Here is a 16,303-nt window from a genome sequence, read left to right as displayed (position 1 = left end):
CCCCACGCTCTCGCGCGGGGCCTGCTGTCGTGCGTCGGTGCGGTTACGAGTCCTGCAGACCCGAGCTACCGCCGGCAGCGAGGTCGGTCAGCTCCAGGTCAGGAGTGGTCGACTTCGGCGTGCCCTTGAAGGTGAAGTACTCGGCCAGGCCGTCCTCGTTGACCGTGCCTTCGGGGGCGGCGTCGACCAGGACGATCTGGCCGGGACGCAGTTCCCCGAACAGGATCTTCTCGGCCAGGATGTCCTCCACGTCGCGCTGCAGTGCGCGGCGCAGCGGGCGGGCACCCAGGACCGGGTCGAAGCCACGCTCGGCGACCAGTGCCTTCGCCGCCGGGGTGAGCTCGATGCCCATGTCCTTGTCCTTCAGCCGCTCCTCCACCTGCGCGATCATCAGGTCGACGATCTTCACGATCGCCGCCTTGTCGTGCTGGTGGAAGACGACGATCTCGTCGACGCGGTTCAGGAACTCCGGGCGGAAGTGCTGCTTGAGCTCCTCCGTGACCTTCGCCTTCATCTTCTCGTACGAGCCGCCGGTGTCGCTGGCCTGGGAGAATCCGAGGCTGACCGCCTTCGCGATGTCCTTGGTACCCAGGTTCGTGGTCATGATGATCACGGTGTTCTTGAAGTCGACCACGCGGCCCTGGGCGTCGGTCAGACGACCCTCGTCCAGGATCTGCAGCAACGAGTTGAAGATGTCCGGGTGGGCCTTCTCCACCTCGTCGAACAGCACCACGGAGAACGGCTTGCGGCGGACCTTCTCGGTCAGCTGGCCACCCTCTTCGTAGCCGACGTACCCAGGCGGTGAACCGAACAGCCGGGACGCGGTGTGCTTCTCCGAGTACTCCGACATGTCGAGGCTGATCAGCGCGTTCTCGTCGCCGAACAGGAACTCGGTCAGCGCCTTGGACAGCTCGGTCTTACCGACACCGGACGGGCCGGCGAAGATGAACGAGCCGCTCGGGCGACGCGGGTCCTTCAGGCCGGCGCGAGTACGCCGGATCGAGCGGGACAGCGCCTTGACCGCGTCGGTCTGGCCGACGTACCGCTTGGCCAGCTCCTTCTCCATGTCGAGCAGCCGCGAGGACTCCTCCTCGGTCAGCTTGAAGACAGGGATGCCGGTCGCGGTGCTCAGCACCTCGGCAATCAGCTCCTCGTCCACCTCGGCGACGACATCCATGTCGCCGGCCTTCCACTGCTTCTCCCGCTCCGACTTCGCGTTGATCAGCTTCTTCTCGTCGTCGCGGAGACCGGCGGCGCGCTCGAAGTCCTGCGCGTCGATGGCCGACTCCTTCTCCCGGCGAACCGTCGCGATCTTCTCGTCGAACTCGCGCAGGTCCGGCGGAGCCGTCATCCGGCGGATCCGCAACCGGGCCCCGGCCTCGTCGATCAGGTCGATCGCCTTGTCCGGCAGGAACCGGTCCGAGATGTACCGGTCGGCCATCTGCGCTGCGTTCACCAGTGCGGCGTCGGTGATGGTCACCCGGTGGTGCGCCTCGTACCGGTCGCGGAGGCCCTTGAGGATCTCGATCGTGTGCGCGATCGAGGGCTCGGCCACCTGGATCGGCTGGAACCGGCGCTCCAGCGCGGCGTCCTTCTCGACGTACTTGCGGTACTCGTCGAGGGTGGTGGCTCCGATGGTCTGCAGCTCACCACGGGCCAGCATCGGCTTCAGGATGCTCGCCGCGTCGATCGCGCCCTCGGCCGCGCCGGCCCCGACGAGGGTGTGGATCTCGTCGATGAACAGCACGATGTCGCCGCGGGTGCGGATCTCCTTGAGCACCTTCTTCAGGCGTTCCTCGAAGTCACCGCGGTAGCGCGAACCGGCCACCAGGGCACCCAGGTCGAGGGAGTAGATCTGCTTGTCCTTCAGCGTCTCCGGGACGTCACCGCGGACGATCTGCTGGGCCAGACCTTCCACGATCGCGGTCTTGCCGACACCCGGCTCACCGATCAGGACAGGGTTGTTCTTGGTCCGCCGGGACAGCACCTGCATGACCCGCTCGATCTCCATCTCGCGCCCGATCACCGGGTCGAGCTTGGCCTCACGTGCGGACTGGGTGTAGTTCCGGCCGAATTGATCGAGCACCAGGGAGCTGCTGGGCGCACCCTCGGCGGGCGCGCCGGCACTCGACGGCTCCTTGCCCTGGTATCCGCTCAGCAGCTGGATGACCTGCTGCCGGACCTTGTTCAGGTCCGCACCGAGCTTGACCAGGACCTGCGCTGCGACACCCTCACCCTCACGGATGAGGCCGAGCAGGATGTGCTCGGTGCCGATGTAGTTGTGACCCAGTTGCAGGGCCTCGCGCAGGGAGAGCTCCAGCACCTTCTTGGCGCGGGGGGTGAACGGGATGTGCCCGCTCGGTGCCTGCTGCCCCTGGCCGATGATCTCCTCGACCTGGGAGCGAACGGCCTCGAGCGAGATACCCAGGCTCTCGAGAGCCTTGGCGGCGACCCCTTCACCCTCGTGGATCAGGCCGAGCAGGATGTGCTCGGTCCCGATGTAGTTGTGGCTGAGCATCCTGGCCTCTTCCTGAGCCAGGACGACTACCCGACGGGCGCGGTCCGTAAATCGTTCAAACATCGCCAAAGCGCTCCTTGCCTCAGAGGAGTCGGACGTGCCGTGGTGGCCGACCCCCGTACATGCATGTTAGTCCCCGGTACCGACAGGCTCGCTCTGGGCGAACACCTGATCACCGCTTCTACGACCGGTCCGGATGCATCACAAGGGAACAACCCCGTGGATCTCCAGCGTGTTCCCGCCTGCGGGTGTTCGAACAGCATGTTCGCCACCAGCGAATTCCGCCGGACTACTTGCCCGGTCAGTCATCGGGTTCCACCGATCGGTTCCGGTCTGTCCCACACTGTGAAACAACCGGAATGCGGACGGTCCCGGCACCCTTCTCGGGGGCCGGGACCGGCGGTCCGTGGGAATTACTTGGCTTCGTTGTACGCCGCGCGCACCTCGGCGGAGATCCGGCCGCGCTCGCTCACGTCGTACCCGTTCTCCTTGGCCCAGGCCCGGATGTCGGCCGAGTCGGACGCCGACCGGCCACGGCCACGAGCCCGGCCCGCGGCACCGCGACGGCCGGAGACCCGGCGGCCCGATCCGACGTAACCGGCCAGTGCGTCACGCAACTTGGCGGCATTCTTCTTGGACAGGTCGATCTCGTACGTCGTGCCGTCCAGCCCGAAGGTCACGGTCTCGTCGGCCTTACCGCCGTCGAGATCGTCCTCGAGAACCACCTGCACCCTTTGCGCCATCGATGACAACCTTTCCGCGCCCGCCATCGGGCACAATCCCCCTGCCGAATTGTTTGCACCTGATTTGTACCTCACAAACCGGGTTCGTGTCATTCACCTCCCGGAATGAGCCGGAAAGATGTGACCAAATCCCGGGGTCCACCGAGGTGATGATCGACACTGTGCAGCGATGGTGACCTTGCGTATTCACGGGACCCGAAGGCGGCTGGACCAGAATAAACGACCCCGGCATTTGCCGGGGTCGTCCGTTGTGCTATGCAACTACTCTAGTACCCTTTCGCGGATTCACTCCGGCCGCAGCAACGGGAACAGAATCGTCTCCCGGATACCGGCACCGGTGAACAGCATCACCAACCGGTCCAGGCCCATCCCCATCCCGCCGGCCGGCGGCATCCCGAACTCCATCGCCCGGAGGAAGTCCTCGTCCAGGTCCATCGCCTCGGGATCACCGGCGGCGGCCAGCAATGACTGCGCCACCAGGCGTTCACGCTGGATCACCGGGTCGTTCAGCTCCGAGTATCCGGTGCCGAGCTCGACCCCGTTGATCACCAGGTCCCAGGCCTCGACCAGGCCCGGAATTTCGCGGTGCGGCTTGGCCAACGGCCGAACCGACTCCGGATAGTCACGCACATAGGTCGGCTCGATCAGTGTGTGCTCGACCAACTTCTCGTAGATCTCCAGCGCGATCTCGCCGGCATTCCAGCCCGGTTGCAACTCCACGTCGTGCTGCTCGGCGATCTTCGTCAACCGGGCCGTCTCGGTAGTCGCGTCGACACTCTCGCCGACCGCTTCGGAGACCAGCTCGAAAATCGTCGCGTGCCGCCACGGCCGGTCCAGGTCGACCTGCGAACCGTCGCGCGCGGTGATCACCGTACGGCCGACCGCACGGGCCGCGTTCCGGATCAGCTCCTCGGTCACCGTGGCGATGGAATCGTAATCCCCGTAAGCCTGATAGGACTCGATCATCGAGAATTCCGCCGCATGCGTCGAGTCCAGACCCTCGTTGCGGAAGGTCCGGCCGATCTCGAACACCCGGTCGACGCCGCCGATCATGGCTCGCTTGAGATCGAGCTCGAGCGCGATCCGCAGCTTCATCTCCTGGTCGAACGCGTTCAGGTGCGTGCTGAACGGCCGGGCCGCAGCACCACCGTTGGTGAGCTGCAGGACCGGGGTCTCCACCTCGATGAACCCGTTGGCGTCGAAGGTCGCGCGCAGTGACTTAAGTACGGCGGCCTTCGTCCGGACCATTTCACGGGCCTCGGCGCGGACGATCAGATCGACGTACCGGAGCCGGACACGGGCCTCTTCGTTCAGCGGGGTGTGCTCGTTCGGGAGCGGGCGCAGCGTCTTGGCGGCCATCTGCCAGCCGGTCGCCTGCACGGACAGTTCGCCGCGGCGGCTCGTCACGACCTCGCCCTGGACGGACAAGAGGTCGCCGATGTCGACGAGTTGCTTGAACCGGGCCAGCTCCTCCTCGCCGAGGTCGGCCAGCGACAGCATCACCTGCAGCTCGGTCCCGTCGCCTTCGCGGAGCCGGACGAAGCACAGCTTGCCGGTGTTGCGCAGGAAGATCACCCGACCGGTCACCGAGACCTGCTCTCCGGTCCGCGTGTCGGGCTCGAGGTCCTGTCCGTCGTACCTGGTCCGGAGGTCCTTGAGCAGGTGCGTCCGCGGCACCGAAATCGGGTAGGGCTGCACTCCCTCCGCCAGTAGGCGGTCACGCTTCTCCCGGCGAACCCGCATCTGCTCGGGCAGGTCGTCCTGCCCGCTGTCGGGGCTCACCGGGTTCACGTGTGCGTCAGTCATGCCTAAAGGCTAGTGACTGACAGCCTCCACAACCGAATCCTTAATTGCCCGCGCCCCACGCACGGTGAGCAGTACGACGGCCACGAGGGCGGTCAGCACCCCCAGCGCTCCTCCACCCACGAAGGTCCCGCGCGGCCCGAAGACCGCACCGGCGATCCCGCCGAGCAGCAGCGCCACGATGCTGAAGCACCGGATCGTCCCGTTCATCGCGGCGCCCACCCGGCCGCGCAGGTCGTCGGCCGTCCGGGTCACCACCAGCGAGCTGACCGAGGCATTGAGCATGCCGCTACCGACGCCGATCGTGAGCGCACCGAGGCCCAGCGTCAACGGTCCGACCGCGAGACCCATCAGCACACTGGAGCCACCGATCGTGGCCATGCCGACCAGCACCGCCCTCGACCGCATCCGGTCGTCCCGCACCCGGCCGCTCCCCCACGCACCGAAGATCGCACCCGCGCCGGTGAGGGCTCCGATCAGACCGAAGGCTGTCGGACCCAACCCGATCTCGTCGGTGACCAGGAAGACCTCGACGACGTTGACCGCCTCGCCGACGACCACGAAGACCCAGAGAGCCGGCAGCAGCACCCGCAACAACTCGTCCCCGAAGATGCTCCGCAGCCCCGCCATCAGGCCGCCGGTTTCCTTCACACTCCCCCGCTCCGGCCGCCGCCGCGTCTGAACCAATCGCGCGACCACAGCAAGCGCGACGAACGTCATTGCGTCCACCAGCAACGCACCTCGATCACCGGACCACCCGACCAGCAGCCCGCCCGCTGCCGACCCGGCCAGCGTCGCCGCACCGATCAACGCCTGGCTCGTCCCGGTGGTCCGCCCGACAAGGTCCTCGCCGACGATCCGCGGGATCAGCGCACCCCACGCGGGTCCTGCCACGGCCTGCCCCAGCTGCAACACACAGACCAGCGCAACCGTCGCGACAAGCCCATGACTAAAGGCAAGTGCGACTCCCGCAGCGGCCTGCAGCAAGGACGAACAGACCAGCACAGTGCGCGAGTCATAGCTGTCCACGATCCGCCCGGCGAACGGGATCATCACGACGATCGGTACGGCGAACGCCAGCAACAGCGCCGTGAGTGCGCCCGGACCGCCGCCGTTGTCGGAGACACGCAGCATCAGGGCGATCAGAGCGATCGAGTCACCCGCGAAGGACAGCGCGCGGGCGGGCAGGACGAGGCGGATGTCCGGGAAGGACCAGATCGAGATCTGAAGTGGTTGCTTCATAGTTATGAAGTTAATGCTTCATATTCCGTTCCGTCAAGGGGTTCGCTACGCTGACGCCGTGGCCAACAGGAAAGCCAAGGACAGGCGCGTGGTGATCAGTGATCCACGGGCGATCCGCGCGTTGGCCCATCCGGCCCGGCAGCGGATCATCGACGAGCTCTACAGCGGCCGGCTGCTGACCGCGACCGAGTGCGCCGAGCTCGTCGGTCTGACGCCGTCCGCGACCAGTTACCACCTGCGCGCGCTGGAGCGCTGGGGCATCGTCGAACGCGCCGAGGCGTCGTCCGACGGCCGGGAGCGCCCGTGGCGAGCACTCGGCACCGGCCTGCAGATCGCGTCGCAGTCGACCGGCGCCGGCCGAGTGGCCAGCCAGGCGATGATGCGCACCAACGTCGACCGGGTGATGGAGCAGTTCGAGGACCTCCCGGCCGACGACCCGTGGGACGAGTTCAGCGCGCTGAGCCGGAGCCGGCTGTGGCTCACCCGGGACGAGACGAAGGAGCTCGGCCAGGAGCTCTACGACCTGATCGAGCGCTTCCGCAAGGGCCGTACGGCGACGTCGCACCCGGCCGGTACTCGTGCGGTCACCACGCTGGTGGCCGTCGTACCGACGGGGAAGCCGCCACAAGATAGCTGAACCGTTAGCTCAGATCCCCGGTTCCGGAGGTACCTTCGAAGAGAGGTGCCGCCATGCAGTCCTGGGTTCTGTGGTTGATCGTCGCCGCCGTCCTCGGCACGGCCGAGTTGATGACAGCGACCTTGGACCTGCTCCTGCTCGCCGTCGCGGCGCTGGCCGCGGGCGGAATCGGCGCCCTCGGGCTCGGAGTCGGGCTGCAACTGCTCGCGTTCGCCGTCACGGCCGCCGCGATGATCACGCTGATCCGGCCGCTCGCACGCCGCCATCTGCAGTCGTCGTACCCGCAGCTGCGGACCGGCGTGGCCGCGCTGATCGGACGGGAGGCCGTCGTACTGACGCCCTGCGGTCGTGAACCCGGCCGGGTCAAGATCGGCGGCGAGGAGTGGAGCGCCCGGGCCTACGACCCGGACCTGGTCATCCCCGCGGGCACAACGGTCGACGTCTTCGCCATCGAGGGCGCGACCGCCCTCGTCCATCCCCAGGAGGATCCATGGCCGCACTGATCATCGGGCTCGTCCTCGCCGTACTCGCCGTCGTCCTGGTCCTGCGGACGGTGCGGATCGTTCCGCAGGCGCGGGCGAGCAACGTCGAACGACTCGGCCGGTACCTGCGCACGCTCGAGCCCGGTCTGAACATCGTCATCCCGTTCATCGACCGGCCCCGGCAGCTGATCGACCTGCGTGAGCAGGTGGTCTCGTTCGAGCCGAACTCGGTGATCACCGAGGACAACCTGGTCGTCCACATCGACACCGTGCTGTATTTCCAGGTCACCGATCCGCGGGCGGCGGCGTACGAGATCTTCAACTACATCCAGGCGATCGAGCAGTTGACGGTGACGACGTTGCGCAACGTCATCGGCGCGCTGGACCTGGAGAAGACGCTGACCTCGCGTGAGCACATCAACTCGATCCTGCGCGGGGTCCTCGACGAGGCCTCCGGCAAGTGGGGCATCCGGGTGAACCGGGTCGAGCTCAAGGCGATCGAGCCGCCGCCGTCAATCAAGGAGTCGATGGAGAAGCAGATGCGGGCCGAGCGGGAGAAGCGGGCCGCGATCCTCACCGCCGAGGGTGTCCGGCAGTCCCGGATCCTGACCGCGGAGGGCGACCGGCAGGCGGCGATCCTGCGGGCCGAGGGCCAGGCGAAGGCGATCGACACGGTGTTCGAGGCGATCCACCGCAACGACCCGGACCCGAAGCTGCTCGCCTACCAGTACCTGCAGATGCTGCCCGAGCTGGCCAAAGGCCCCGGGAACACCTTCTGGGTGATCCCGTCCGAGGTCACCTCGGCGTTGCAGAGCGTCACCAAAGCGTTCAACGGCCCTCTCGCCGACCTCTCCAAGAACCAGGTCACCGAAGTCCCCAACGGTCAGGTCCCTGAGATTCCCCCTAAATAGGTGCCCGATCACGTAAACAGTTGCCGGGGAATGTCACTATGGGTGCATGGGGGAACCTTTGCTCGCGCTGGCGATCACGATCCCGACCGGGGTGGCGGTACTGGCGTATCTCGTGGTGGGACTGGTCATCGGCGTCGAGAGCATGGGCGTGCCGTTACCCGGTGAGACCACGCTGATCGCGGCGGCGCTGCTCGCCTCGCAGGGACACCTGCGGATCGAGTTCGTGATCGCCGCGGCCGCGGCCGGGGCGATCGTCGGCGACTCGATCGGGTACTTCATCGGCCGGAAGGCCGGCCGCGGCCTGTTCGAACGGCTCGGCCGACGCTTCCACCACTTCTCCGAGGACCGGCTGGTCCGGGCCGAGAAGTACTTCCACAAGTACGGCGTCTGGACGGTGTTCTTCGGCCGGTTCGTCGCGCTGCTGCGGATCTTTGCCGGTCCGATGGCCGGCATGCTGCGGATGCACTACCCGCGGTTCCTGGCCGCCAACGCGGCCGGCGGAATCGCCTGGTCGACCACGATCGGCCTGGTCGCGTACAACATCGGCGACAACGCGGACAAGATCTTCGGCAAGGTGTCGATCTGGGCCCTGGCCGTGATCGCAGTCGCCGCGGTTTCGGCGTACGTGATCCACAAGGTCCGGCGTCGCCGGCATCCGGCGCCGGTCGCGGTGAAGCCCGAGTCAGCGGATGTGTAGTGCCAGCTGCGGGGTGATGGTCCCGTCGATCGGCCGGCCGAACATGACCGCGGCGGGGATCACGAACCGGTAGACGAAGTCGCCGGGCTGCGCGGCCACGAAGGCCAGCGAGGTCTGACCCTTGCGGATCGGGGTGGCCTTGAGGTTGGCCCATTTCCGGGTCTGCCGGTTCCAGGCCTGCAGCATCGCGGTCGAGTTCAGGGCCGGTTTCACGGTCGCGAAGACGGTGACGCTCGTACCGCGCTTCTTGGCCGTCTCGCCGCCGATGAAGCCGGCCGAGGCGAGCCGGATCACGGACTTCGTGTACGCCGGTTTGCTACTCGACGTACCCGTGATCACTCCGGGCCTGCTGTACTGCGGGACCGAGATCTTGTACGGCCGGCTCCCACCGGTCGGTACGGCGATGTCGTAATGACCACCCGCGGTCGTCGAACCGCGAGCCGCCGGGGTCCAGCGCGCGCCCGGGGTGACCTGGGTCAGCACCTCCACCGGCACACCGGCCGGAGTCGCCCGCTGCGACGTGCACTTGGCCTCCGGCTCGCACACCACCTGCTGGAGGACGACCCGCCCGCGGATCCGGATCGGCACGCTGAACTGCGCGAGTCCGGGCACCGCGGCGTTGATCGAGCTGGTCAGACCGAGCACCTGCCCGCCAAGCCGGGTGCTCCACTCGTTCTGGGTCCGGAGCTGGAACACGTACGGCGGCTTGATGCTCTTGATCACCTGCCGGGTCGACGTCGTGGCCGGGCCGATCACCTTCGCCATCAGCCCGGGCCGTCCGATCATCGGCACGTACCTCTGGGTGCGGCTGCCCTTCACGTCGAGCGGATCGTTCGGGGTGAAGTCCTGCGGGGCGGTGGGCACCGACCACTTGATCAGTACGCCGCGGCCCATCGGGCTCGCTCCGGCGGCACTCGGCTGGACCGGGCCGTCGGTGTCGAAGACCTCCGAGCGGGCCAACTTGCTGGTCACGCCACCCTGCGAGGTACCGGCGGCGACCGCCACCTTGTAGTTCCCGTCCGGCGGGAACGCGGAGGTCGGGATCTCCCAGCTGTTCGGGTCGCCCGCGGGGATGTACTTCACGTACGACGGACTCTCGCTGAGCACACCCTCGATGGTGATCCGGTTCGGGGTGTTGTCGTCCTTCCAGGTCACCAGGACCGCCGCGCGGCCCTTCGGCGCCCAGGCGACTCCGACATCCCGCGGCTCGGGGTCCGACGCACAGGCAGTGAGCAGGGTCGCCCCCACCACCACAACCAGCGCCACGGCGAGAATCCGCCGCACTAGGAACCACCTCGTCTCAGCTGCCTCACAACCAACCGGGTGAACCATACCCAGTACCACCCACCCGCCCCGATCCCCCGTTGCCGAATCGGTACGCCGCTCCTACCGTGAAGGTGCCACCGAGGGGGGATCCAGCATGGCGTTCATCGACACACCCAAGGAGCCGGAGTTCTTCGAGGAGAACCGGGCTCCCGCGGGGCACATACCCAACTTCGTCCGCACGTTCGCGGCCCGACCGGCCGTGTACGACGCGTGGAAACAGCTCAACGGCGCGATCAAGGAATCCATGGACCTGCGCCGGTACGAGCTTGCGACCCTGGCGGCGGCGACCGCGCTGAAGTCCAGCTACTGCAGCCTCGCGCACGGCCAGGTGCTGGCCGACAAGTTCTACACGTCCGAGGAGGTTGCCGCGCTGGTGACCGAGCCGCCGGTCGATCCGGTGGATCGGGCGGTGATGGCGTTCGCGCGGAAGGTGGCGCTGTCGGCCGACGCGATTACGCAGACGGACGTGGACGAACTGAAGAGTCATGGGCTCTCAGACGAGGACGTCCTGGACGTCGTACTGGCCGCGGCTGCCCGCTCGTTCTTCTCCAAGACTCTCGACGCGACCGGGTCCGAGCCTGACTCCGCCTTCAACAACCTGCCGGAGACCCTCCGGGCGGCGCTGACCGTTGGGCGGGCGATTCACTCAGGCTGATTGTCCGGACCGCCGCCGAGGTGGAAGTTGGTGGTGACGCCGGTGTACATGAGGTGGGTTATCAGGCCTTGGGCGGCGTGCGGGAGGTTGTGGCAGTGGTCCATCCAGATGCCTGGGTTGTCGGCGACGAAGGCGACCTCGTAGGTCTCGTTGTCCTCGACGTTGAGTGAGTCGGTCCACCAGGGGCTGCCCGTCGCCTTGACCCCGTTCCGGCTCAGTACGACGACGTGATGGCCGTGCAGGTGCATCGGGTGGACCTGCCCGGACGTGTTCTTGATCGTCATCCGGACCACATCGCCCTCGGTCACCACGAACATCGGTACGTTCGGGTACTGATGCCCGTTGATCGTCCACCACAGCCCGGGCTTCCCGTCGAAGAACCCGATCCGCCGGCCGATGTTGTACTGGAACACCCGCGTCGCCTTCGCCGGATCGAACGGGAGCGCCTTCGGTACACCGTAGGTCAGCAGGTCGACCTGATCCCGCGGCTGAGTCCCGGTCGGCGCGTTGCCTGCACCGATCACGAGCGTGGTCGGCCCACCACCCAGTCCGATCCGCACCGCCGAGCCCTGCGGCATCGTCACCTGCACATCGATGCGCCCACCCGCCGTCACCAGCACACTCTTGTCACGCACCTCAGGCGGCGAACTCACCTCGGTCCCGTCAACAGCGACCACCTTGTACGGCGCCCCGTCGACCCACGCCGCCATCGGTCCGTTGTCCGTGTTGATCAGCCGCACCCGAACAGTCGAACCCGGCGCCTCCACCCGGCGTTCGCCGTACCCGCCGTTGACCGTCCGCACCTTGTCGTACGTGTGCACGGCCGCGATCACGTCGGCGGGCGTGGGCTGGACGATCAGTACGCCGTACAGCCCCTTCTTCACCTGTTCGTGCGAGACCTGGTGCGAGTGGTACCAATACGTCCCGGCGTCCTTCGCCACGAAGCGATAGACGAACGACTTCCCGACCCCCACCGCGTCTTGGGTGACCCCGGCGACACCATCCTCGGCAGCCGGTACGTCGACGCCGTGCCAGTGCAGCGTGATTCCTTCGGGCACGGACTCGTTGTGCAGCGTCACCTGCACCAGATCGCCTTGTTTTGCGACGATCTGCGGCCCGGGTGACGTGTGGTTCAACGTGTAGCCGTCCATCGGCCCGCGAGCTGGGATGTCGAACTTCTCCTTGCGGGCCGTGAGATCGACACTCACGTCGGCCGGACCCGACGGCGCTTTGAGCGTGCTGACGTCGATTCCGTGATGCGCGTGTTCAGCCGGCCCACCGCCGTGATCGGCGTACCCCATCGACATCGCCGAGAGGTCGTTCGGCACCAGGCTCCGCTGCCAGAAGAACGCGAGCGGAGCCAGCACCACGAGCGTGGCGGCGATCGCGATCAAGACGCCGCGGCGCGGCGGCCGCATCGTCACGGCCGCCTATCAGTTGCCAACGGCATCTAAGTGGTCGCCTCGGTCGTCTCCGTGGACGTGGCGGCCGCCGGTACCGGACCGGCCGCCCGGCGGGACGCCATGGCCGCGACGGCGAGCAGGGCGAACGCGTTCAGGCCGTGCAGGGCGCCGATCGCGGCGACCCCGAACGACAGGGCAGCCAGCCCGAACTGCAGCACGACCAGACCGAACACGTACAGGGCCCACTTGACGCCGCTGTCGACCTTCGCGAAGAACGAGATGATCAGCAGCACGATCGCGAGCAGTGGGATGACGCCGCTCCCGACGATGGAATGCGTCATATGCCCGACGTTGTAGTCGGAATTCTTGTCGAACACCAATCCGCCGTCGACATCCTTGATGACCGTGAACCAGGCAAGCGCGATAGCCATCGCCTGCACCACCACTCCGATCGCGATGAGACCGGCCAGTACCCGATACGTAGACCTCATGACTTCCCCCAACCCCGGTTGTTCCCCTCAGGTCAGGGTGATCCAGCTCACTCAAGCGCGCAAGAGGTATTGCCCGTTCAGGCAGCTATTGATGGTTGCGAGCGAACGCTTGCTGCAGACCGTGCAGGGTGAGCAACGGCTCGTGACGGATCTCCGTTGCCAGCTCGTCCACCAGGAGTGGGGCGAGGGCGCCGGTGACGACGACCGGCGTCGCGGGATCGAGGGACTGCTCGGTCCTGATTCGCTCCACCAACCCGTCGACCAAGGCCGCGAATCCGTGGATCGCTCCGGATTGCAGGGCTTCGACGGTGTTCTTGGCCACCACCGAGCGTGGCCGGACCAACTCGACCCGGCGCAACTGGGCCGCCGCGTTGCCGAGCGCATCGGTCGCGGTTTCGATGCCTGGGGCAATCACTCCACCGATGAAGGCTCCGGCCTGGCTGACCACGTCGATCGTGATCGCCGTACCCACATCGACGACGAGGCACGGAGCGCCGTACCGATGGACCGCCGCGAGCGCGTTGGCGATCCGATCGGTCCCGACCTCGCGCGGGTTGTCCACCAGCACCGGTAGCCCGGTCTTCACCCCCGGCTCGACCACCACGCTCGGCACGTTCCGGTAGTAGCGCGACACCACATCGCGCAACTCGTGCAGCACATGCGGTACGGCGGAACAGACCGCGATCCCGGACACCGGCGACTCACCGGCCAGCAGTCCCTGCAACAGGACGGCCCACTCGTCCGCCGTACGCCGTGGGTCCGTGCCGACCCACCAATGCCGCTTGACCGTGCCCTCGAACACCAGGCCGACGAGCGTCCGGGTGTTTTCGACGGCAACGGCGAGCAGCATCAGGATTCCCGCAGGTCCAGCGCGATGTCCAGCACGGGCGCCGAGTGGGTCAGCGCACCGATCGCGAGGAAGTCGACTCCGGTCTCCGCGACCGCTCGCGCCTTGTCGAGCGTCAACCCGCCGGAGGCCTCCAGCCGCGCCCGGCCGGCCACCTTCTCGACCGCCTCGCGCAGCAACGGGACGTCCATGTTGTCCAGCAGGATCAGGTCGGCCCCGGACTCGAGCGCGATCAGCGCGTCGTCGACCGAGTCCACCTCGACCTCGATCGCGATATCCGGATACGCCTTGCGGACCAGCCGGAACGCCTCGGCGACCCCACCGGCCGCGATCACGTGGTTGTCCTTGATCAGCGCCGCGTCGGACAGGCCCATCCGGTGGTTCTTGCCGCCACCGCAGCGGACGGCGTACTTCTCCAGCGACCGGAGCAACGGCATCGTCTTGCGGGTATCGCGAATCACCGCGCCGGTGCCCTCGACCGCGTCGACCCAGCGCCGGGTCAGCGTGGCCACGCCGGACAGGTGACACAGCAGGTTGAGCGTCGTCCGCTCGGCGGTCAGCAACTGCCGGGTCTTGCCGCGGATCGTCATCAGGACGTCGCCCTTGTGCACGGACGCACCGTCGCGCACGGAGTACTCGAGCTCGACCTCCGCCGGGGCGGCGACGAGCCTGATCACCATCTCGGCGATCTCCAGGCCGGCCACCACGCCGTCGGCCCGGGCGACCAGTTCGGCCACCGAGATCTGGTCCGGATCGACCGTCGCGGTCGTGGTGACGTCGACGCCACCCGCCAGATCCTCTTCGATCGTGGCCCGCACGAGGTCACCGACCCACTGCCGGTCGACAGTCTCATCCATGCTGGTGGTTCTCCTCGTTCTCATGCGGGACGAACGTCGTCGTAGGTCTCGCGCTGTGGCCCTCGGACGGGAGGGTCAGGTCCAGATTGCCCGACCACCGAGCGTCGTCACGATCGGGGTGGTCCTCACGCCAGTGCGAGCCCCGGCTCTCTTCGCGCACGGTCGCGGAGGAGATCAGCGCGGAAGCCACCGTGACCAGGTTGGTCGCCTCCCAGCCGCCCGTACCAGGCTCGCCGGCCGGCTGCTCGATCAGCTTGCCGAGCGCCGCGCCCGCCTCGGACAGTCCGCTCGCGCTCCGGATCACACCGGCACCGACCGTCATCACCCGCTGCAACTCGGGTACGACGTCGGCGTCGACGAGACCCGGGACACGGGCGTCCTCAGCCGGCTTGCGCAGCTCGGGCAGCCCCTCGGCCAGGTGCCGGGTGATCCGCCGGGCGAAGACGAGCCCCTCGAGCAACGAGTTCGACGCGAGCCGGTTGGCGCCGTGTACGCCGGTGCACGCAACCTCACCGCACGCGTACAGACCGGGCACGGACGTCCGTCCGTCCAGGTCGGTCCACACCCCGCCGGACGAGTAGTGGCAGGCCGGCGCAACCGGGATCAGGTCCCGGACCGGGTCGATACCGTGCGAACGGCAGGACGCCAGGATGGTCGGGAACCGGACCCGCCACTTCTCGTCCCCGAAGTGGCGCGCGTCCAGGTAGACGTGATCCTTGCCGGTGGCAAGCATCTGCCGCATGATCGCCTTCGCCACGATGTCGCGCGGAGCGAGATCGGCCAGTTCGTGCTGGCCCTGCATGAACCGCTTGCCCTCGTGGTCGACCAGGAACGCGCCTTCACCCCGGACCGCCTCCGACACCAACGGCTGCTGGCCTTTCGCGCTCTTGCCGAGCCAGAGCACGGTCGGGTGGAACTGGACGAACTCCAGGTCCCGCACCTTCGCCCCGGCCCGCAACGCCAGCGCCATGCCGTCACCAGTCGACACGCTCGGGTTGGTGGTGGCGGCGTACAACTGACCGATGCCGCCGGAGGCGAGGATGACCACGCGGCTGCGGACCGCGCCGACGCCGTCGAGCTGTCCCTCGCCCATCACGTGCAGGGTGACGCCCGCGACGCCGCCGTCCTCGGCGGTCAGTAGGTCGATCACCAGGGCGTGCTCGATCAGCCGGATGTCCGGGAGGCGCTTGACCGCGGCCACCAGGGCTCGCTCGATCTCCGCGCCGGTCGCGTCCCCACCCGCGTGCGCGATGCGGTTGCGGTGGTGGCCGCCTTCCCGCCCCAGCGACAGGTCACCGTCGACGGTGTCGAACCGCGCACCGAGATCGATCAGGTCGCGGACGGCGTCCGGTCCCTCGGTCACCAGCACGCGGACGGCGGCCGGGTCGCTGAGGCCGGCGCCCGCGACCAGGGTGTCCTGGAGGTGTTCCTCGGGCGAGTCCTCGGGATCGAGGGCCGCGGCGATACCGCCCTGGGCCCACTGGGTCGAGCCGGAGGCGACGACATCCTTCGTCACCACCAGTACGGTGCCCAGCTCACGAGCCTTGAGGGCGGCGGTCAGCCCGGCGATCCCCGAACCGATCACCACCACGTCGACGGTGTCGGTCCAGCCGGGCTCGGGCGCAGCCAGCCGCTGCGGGACTGCAGGTGCGGCATTCAGCACGGTCATCCAGCGACCGTATCAATCGATT

The 16,303-nt window shown here is 67.6% G+C and carries 15 protein-coding genes; 5 read left to right on the top strand and 10 right to left on the bottom strand.

The window, feature by feature from the left end; translation table 11 throughout:
- Window positions 1-43: 43 nt before the first annotated feature.
- The 4 genes from AB0L70_RS14165 to AB0L70_RS14150 form a co-directional block, all read right to left on the bottom strand.
- On the bottom strand, window positions 44-2,581 hold the full coding sequence (locus AB0L70_RS14165) for an ATP-dependent Clp protease ATP-binding subunit (protein ID WP_363683744.1): 2,538 nt from the start codon (window positions 2,579-2,581) through the stop codon (window positions 44-46).
- 350 nt (window positions 2,582-2,931) lie between these two features.
- On the bottom strand, window positions 2,932-3,261 hold the full coding sequence (locus AB0L70_RS14160) for an Lsr2 family protein (protein WP_363683742.1): 330 nt from the start codon (window positions 3,259-3,261) through the stop codon (window positions 2,932-2,934).
- A 285-nt stretch (window positions 3,262-3,546) separates the two neighbouring features.
- Window positions 3,547-5,067 carry a lysine--tRNA ligase gene (gene lysS / locus AB0L70_RS14155; protein ID WP_363683740.1) on the bottom strand — a complete coding sequence of 507 codons (1,521 nt, stop codon included), beginning with the start codon at window positions 5,065-5,067 and terminating at the stop codon, window positions 3,547-3,549.
- A gap of 9 nt (window positions 5,068-5,076) precedes the next feature.
- Window positions 5,077-6,306 carry an MFS transporter gene (locus tag AB0L70_RS14150; protein ID WP_363683738.1) on the bottom strand — a complete coding sequence of 410 codons (1,230 nt, stop codon included), beginning with the start codon at window positions 6,304-6,306 and terminating at the stop codon, window positions 5,077-5,079.
- Between the two features lie 58 nt (window positions 6,307-6,364).
- Here AB0L70_RS14150 and AB0L70_RS14145 point away from each other — a divergent pair, with 58 nt between their 5' ends.
- The 4 genes from AB0L70_RS14145 to AB0L70_RS14130 are packed head-to-tail and all read left to right on the top strand — an operon-like array spanning window position 6,365 to window position 9,033.
- The gene (locus AB0L70_RS14145) at window positions 6,365-6,943 is read left to right on the top strand and encodes a winged helix-turn-helix domain-containing protein (RefSeq protein ID WP_363683736.1); all 579 of its coding nucleotides are present in this window, start codon (window positions 6,365-6,367) and stop codon (window positions 6,941-6,943) included.
- Between the two features lie 53 nt (window positions 6,944-6,996).
- Window positions 6,997-7,446, top strand: coding sequence for an NfeD family protein (locus tag AB0L70_RS14140; RefSeq protein ID WP_363683734.1), 450 nt, complete (start codon window positions 6,997-6,999; stop codon window positions 7,444-7,446).
- Window positions 7,434-8,336: an SPFH domain-containing protein gene (locus AB0L70_RS14135; protein WP_363683732.1), complete on the top strand. Its 903-nt coding sequence runs from the start codon at window positions 7,434-7,436 to the stop codon at window positions 8,334-8,336. The genes AB0L70_RS14140 and AB0L70_RS14135 overlap by 13 nt, the downstream gene beginning before the upstream one ends.
- A gap of 46 nt (window positions 8,337-8,382) precedes the next feature.
- Window positions 8,383-9,033, top strand: coding sequence for a DedA family protein (locus AB0L70_RS14130; protein ID WP_363683730.1), 651 nt, complete (start codon window positions 8,383-8,385; stop codon window positions 9,031-9,033).
- On the opposite strand, the gene AB0L70_RS14125 is transcribed toward AB0L70_RS14130, so the two are convergent.
- Window positions 9,019-10,317 (bottom strand): hypothetical protein, encoded by a 1,299-nt coding sequence (locus AB0L70_RS14125; RefSeq protein ID WP_363683728.1) that lies wholly within the window; start codon window positions 10,315-10,317, stop codon window positions 9,019-9,021. The genes AB0L70_RS14130 and AB0L70_RS14125 overlap by 15 nt on opposite strands.
- A 136-nt stretch (window positions 10,318-10,453) precedes the next feature.
- On the opposite strand from AB0L70_RS14125, the gene AB0L70_RS14120 reads away from it, so the two are divergent.
- Window positions 10,454-11,014 carry a carboxymuconolactone decarboxylase family protein gene (locus AB0L70_RS14120; RefSeq protein WP_363683726.1) on the top strand — a complete coding sequence of 187 codons (561 nt, stop codon included), beginning with the start codon at window positions 10,454-10,456 and terminating at the stop codon, window positions 11,012-11,014.
- Here the strand turns inward: AB0L70_RS14120 and AB0L70_RS14115 are convergent.
- The 5 genes from AB0L70_RS14115 to AB0L70_RS14095 all read right to left on the bottom strand — a co-directional run bounded on the left by AB0L70_RS14115 (window position 11,002) and on the right by AB0L70_RS14095 (window position 16,281).
- Window positions 11,002-12,432 carry a multicopper oxidase family protein gene (locus tag AB0L70_RS14115; RefSeq protein WP_363684105.1) on the bottom strand — a complete coding sequence of 477 codons (1,431 nt, stop codon included), beginning with the start codon at window positions 12,430-12,432 and terminating at the stop codon, window positions 11,002-11,004. The genes AB0L70_RS14120 and AB0L70_RS14115 overlap by 13 nt on opposite strands.
- Window positions 12,433-12,464: 32 nt before the next feature.
- A complete protein-coding gene (locus AB0L70_RS14110; protein ID WP_363683724.1) occupies window positions 12,465-12,908 on the bottom strand; it encodes a hypothetical protein in 444 nt (147 codons plus the stop codon).
- A gap of 85 nt (window positions 12,909-12,993) precedes the next feature.
- A complete protein-coding gene (locus tag AB0L70_RS14105) occupies window positions 12,994-13,758 on the bottom strand; it encodes a type III pantothenate kinase (RefSeq protein WP_363683722.1) in 765 nt (254 codons plus the stop codon).
- Window positions 13,758-14,612, bottom strand: coding sequence for a carboxylating nicotinate-nucleotide diphosphorylase (nadC, locus tag AB0L70_RS14100; RefSeq protein ID WP_363683720.1), 855 nt, complete (start codon window positions 14,610-14,612; stop codon window positions 13,758-13,760). The genes AB0L70_RS14105 and nadC overlap by 1 nt, the downstream gene beginning before the upstream one ends.
- Window positions 14,605-16,281 carry an L-aspartate oxidase gene (locus AB0L70_RS14095; protein ID WP_363683718.1) on the bottom strand — a complete coding sequence of 559 codons (1,677 nt, stop codon included), beginning with the start codon at window positions 16,279-16,281 and terminating at the stop codon, window positions 14,605-14,607. The genes nadC and AB0L70_RS14095 overlap by 8 nt, the downstream gene beginning before the upstream one ends.
- Window positions 16,282-16,303 lie beyond the last annotated feature (22 nt).

Origin of the sequence: Kribbella sp. NPDC051952 (assembly GCF_040680855.1) — a bacterium.
Taxonomy (GTDB): domain Bacteria; phylum Actinomycetota; class Actinomycetes; order Propionibacteriales; family Kribbellaceae; genus Kribbella.
Note: the sequence above shows the minus strand (reverse complement) of the source record. Positions and strands in the feature narration are given on the sequence as shown.

Coding starts and splice junctions, on each gene's coding strand:
- AB0L70_RS14165 (WP_363683744.1), bottom strand. CDS start 2,581: ATGTTTGAACGATTTACGGACCGCGCCCGTCGGGTAGTCGTCCTGGCT.
- AB0L70_RS14160 (WP_363683742.1), bottom strand. CDS start 3,261: ATGGCGCAAAGGGTGCAGGTGGTTCTCGAGGACGATCTCGACGGCGGT.
- lysS (WP_363683740.1), bottom strand. CDS start 5,067: ATGACTGACGCACACGTGAACCCGGTGAGCCCCGACAGCGGGCAGGAC.
- AB0L70_RS14150 (WP_363683738.1), bottom strand. CDS start 6,306: ATGAAGCAACCACTTCAGATCTCGATCTGGTCCTTCCCGGACATCCGC.
- AB0L70_RS14140 (WP_363683734.1), top strand. CDS start 6,997: ATGCAGTCCTGGGTTCTGTGGTTGATCGTCGCCGCCGTCCTCGGCACG.
- AB0L70_RS14135 (WP_363683732.1), top strand. CDS start 7,434: ATGGCCGCACTGATCATCGGGCTCGTCCTCGCCGTACTCGCCGTCGTC.
- AB0L70_RS14130 (WP_363683730.1), top strand. CDS start 8,383: ATGGGGGAACCTTTGCTCGCGCTGGCGATCACGATCCCGACCGGGGTG.
- AB0L70_RS14120 (WP_363683726.1), top strand. CDS start 10,454: ATGGCGTTCATCGACACACCCAAGGAGCCGGAGTTCTTCGAGGAGAAC.
- AB0L70_RS14115 (WP_363684105.1), bottom strand. CDS start 12,432: ATGCGGCCGCCGCGCCGCGGCGTCTTGATCGCGATCGCCGCCACGCTC.
- AB0L70_RS14110 (WP_363683724.1), bottom strand. CDS start 12,908: ATGAGGTCTACGTATCGGGTACTGGCCGGTCTCATCGCGATCGGAGTG.
- AB0L70_RS14105 (WP_363683722.1), bottom strand. CDS start 13,758: ATGCTGCTCGCCGTTGCCGTCGAAAACACCCGGACGCTCGTCGGCCTG.
- nadC (WP_363683720.1), bottom strand. CDS start 14,612: ATGGATGAGACTGTCGACCGGCAGTGGGTCGGTGACCTCGTGCGGGCC.
- AB0L70_RS14095 (WP_363683718.1), bottom strand. CDS start 16,281: ATGACCGTGCTGAATGCCGCACCTGCAGTCCCGCAGCGGCTGGCTGCG.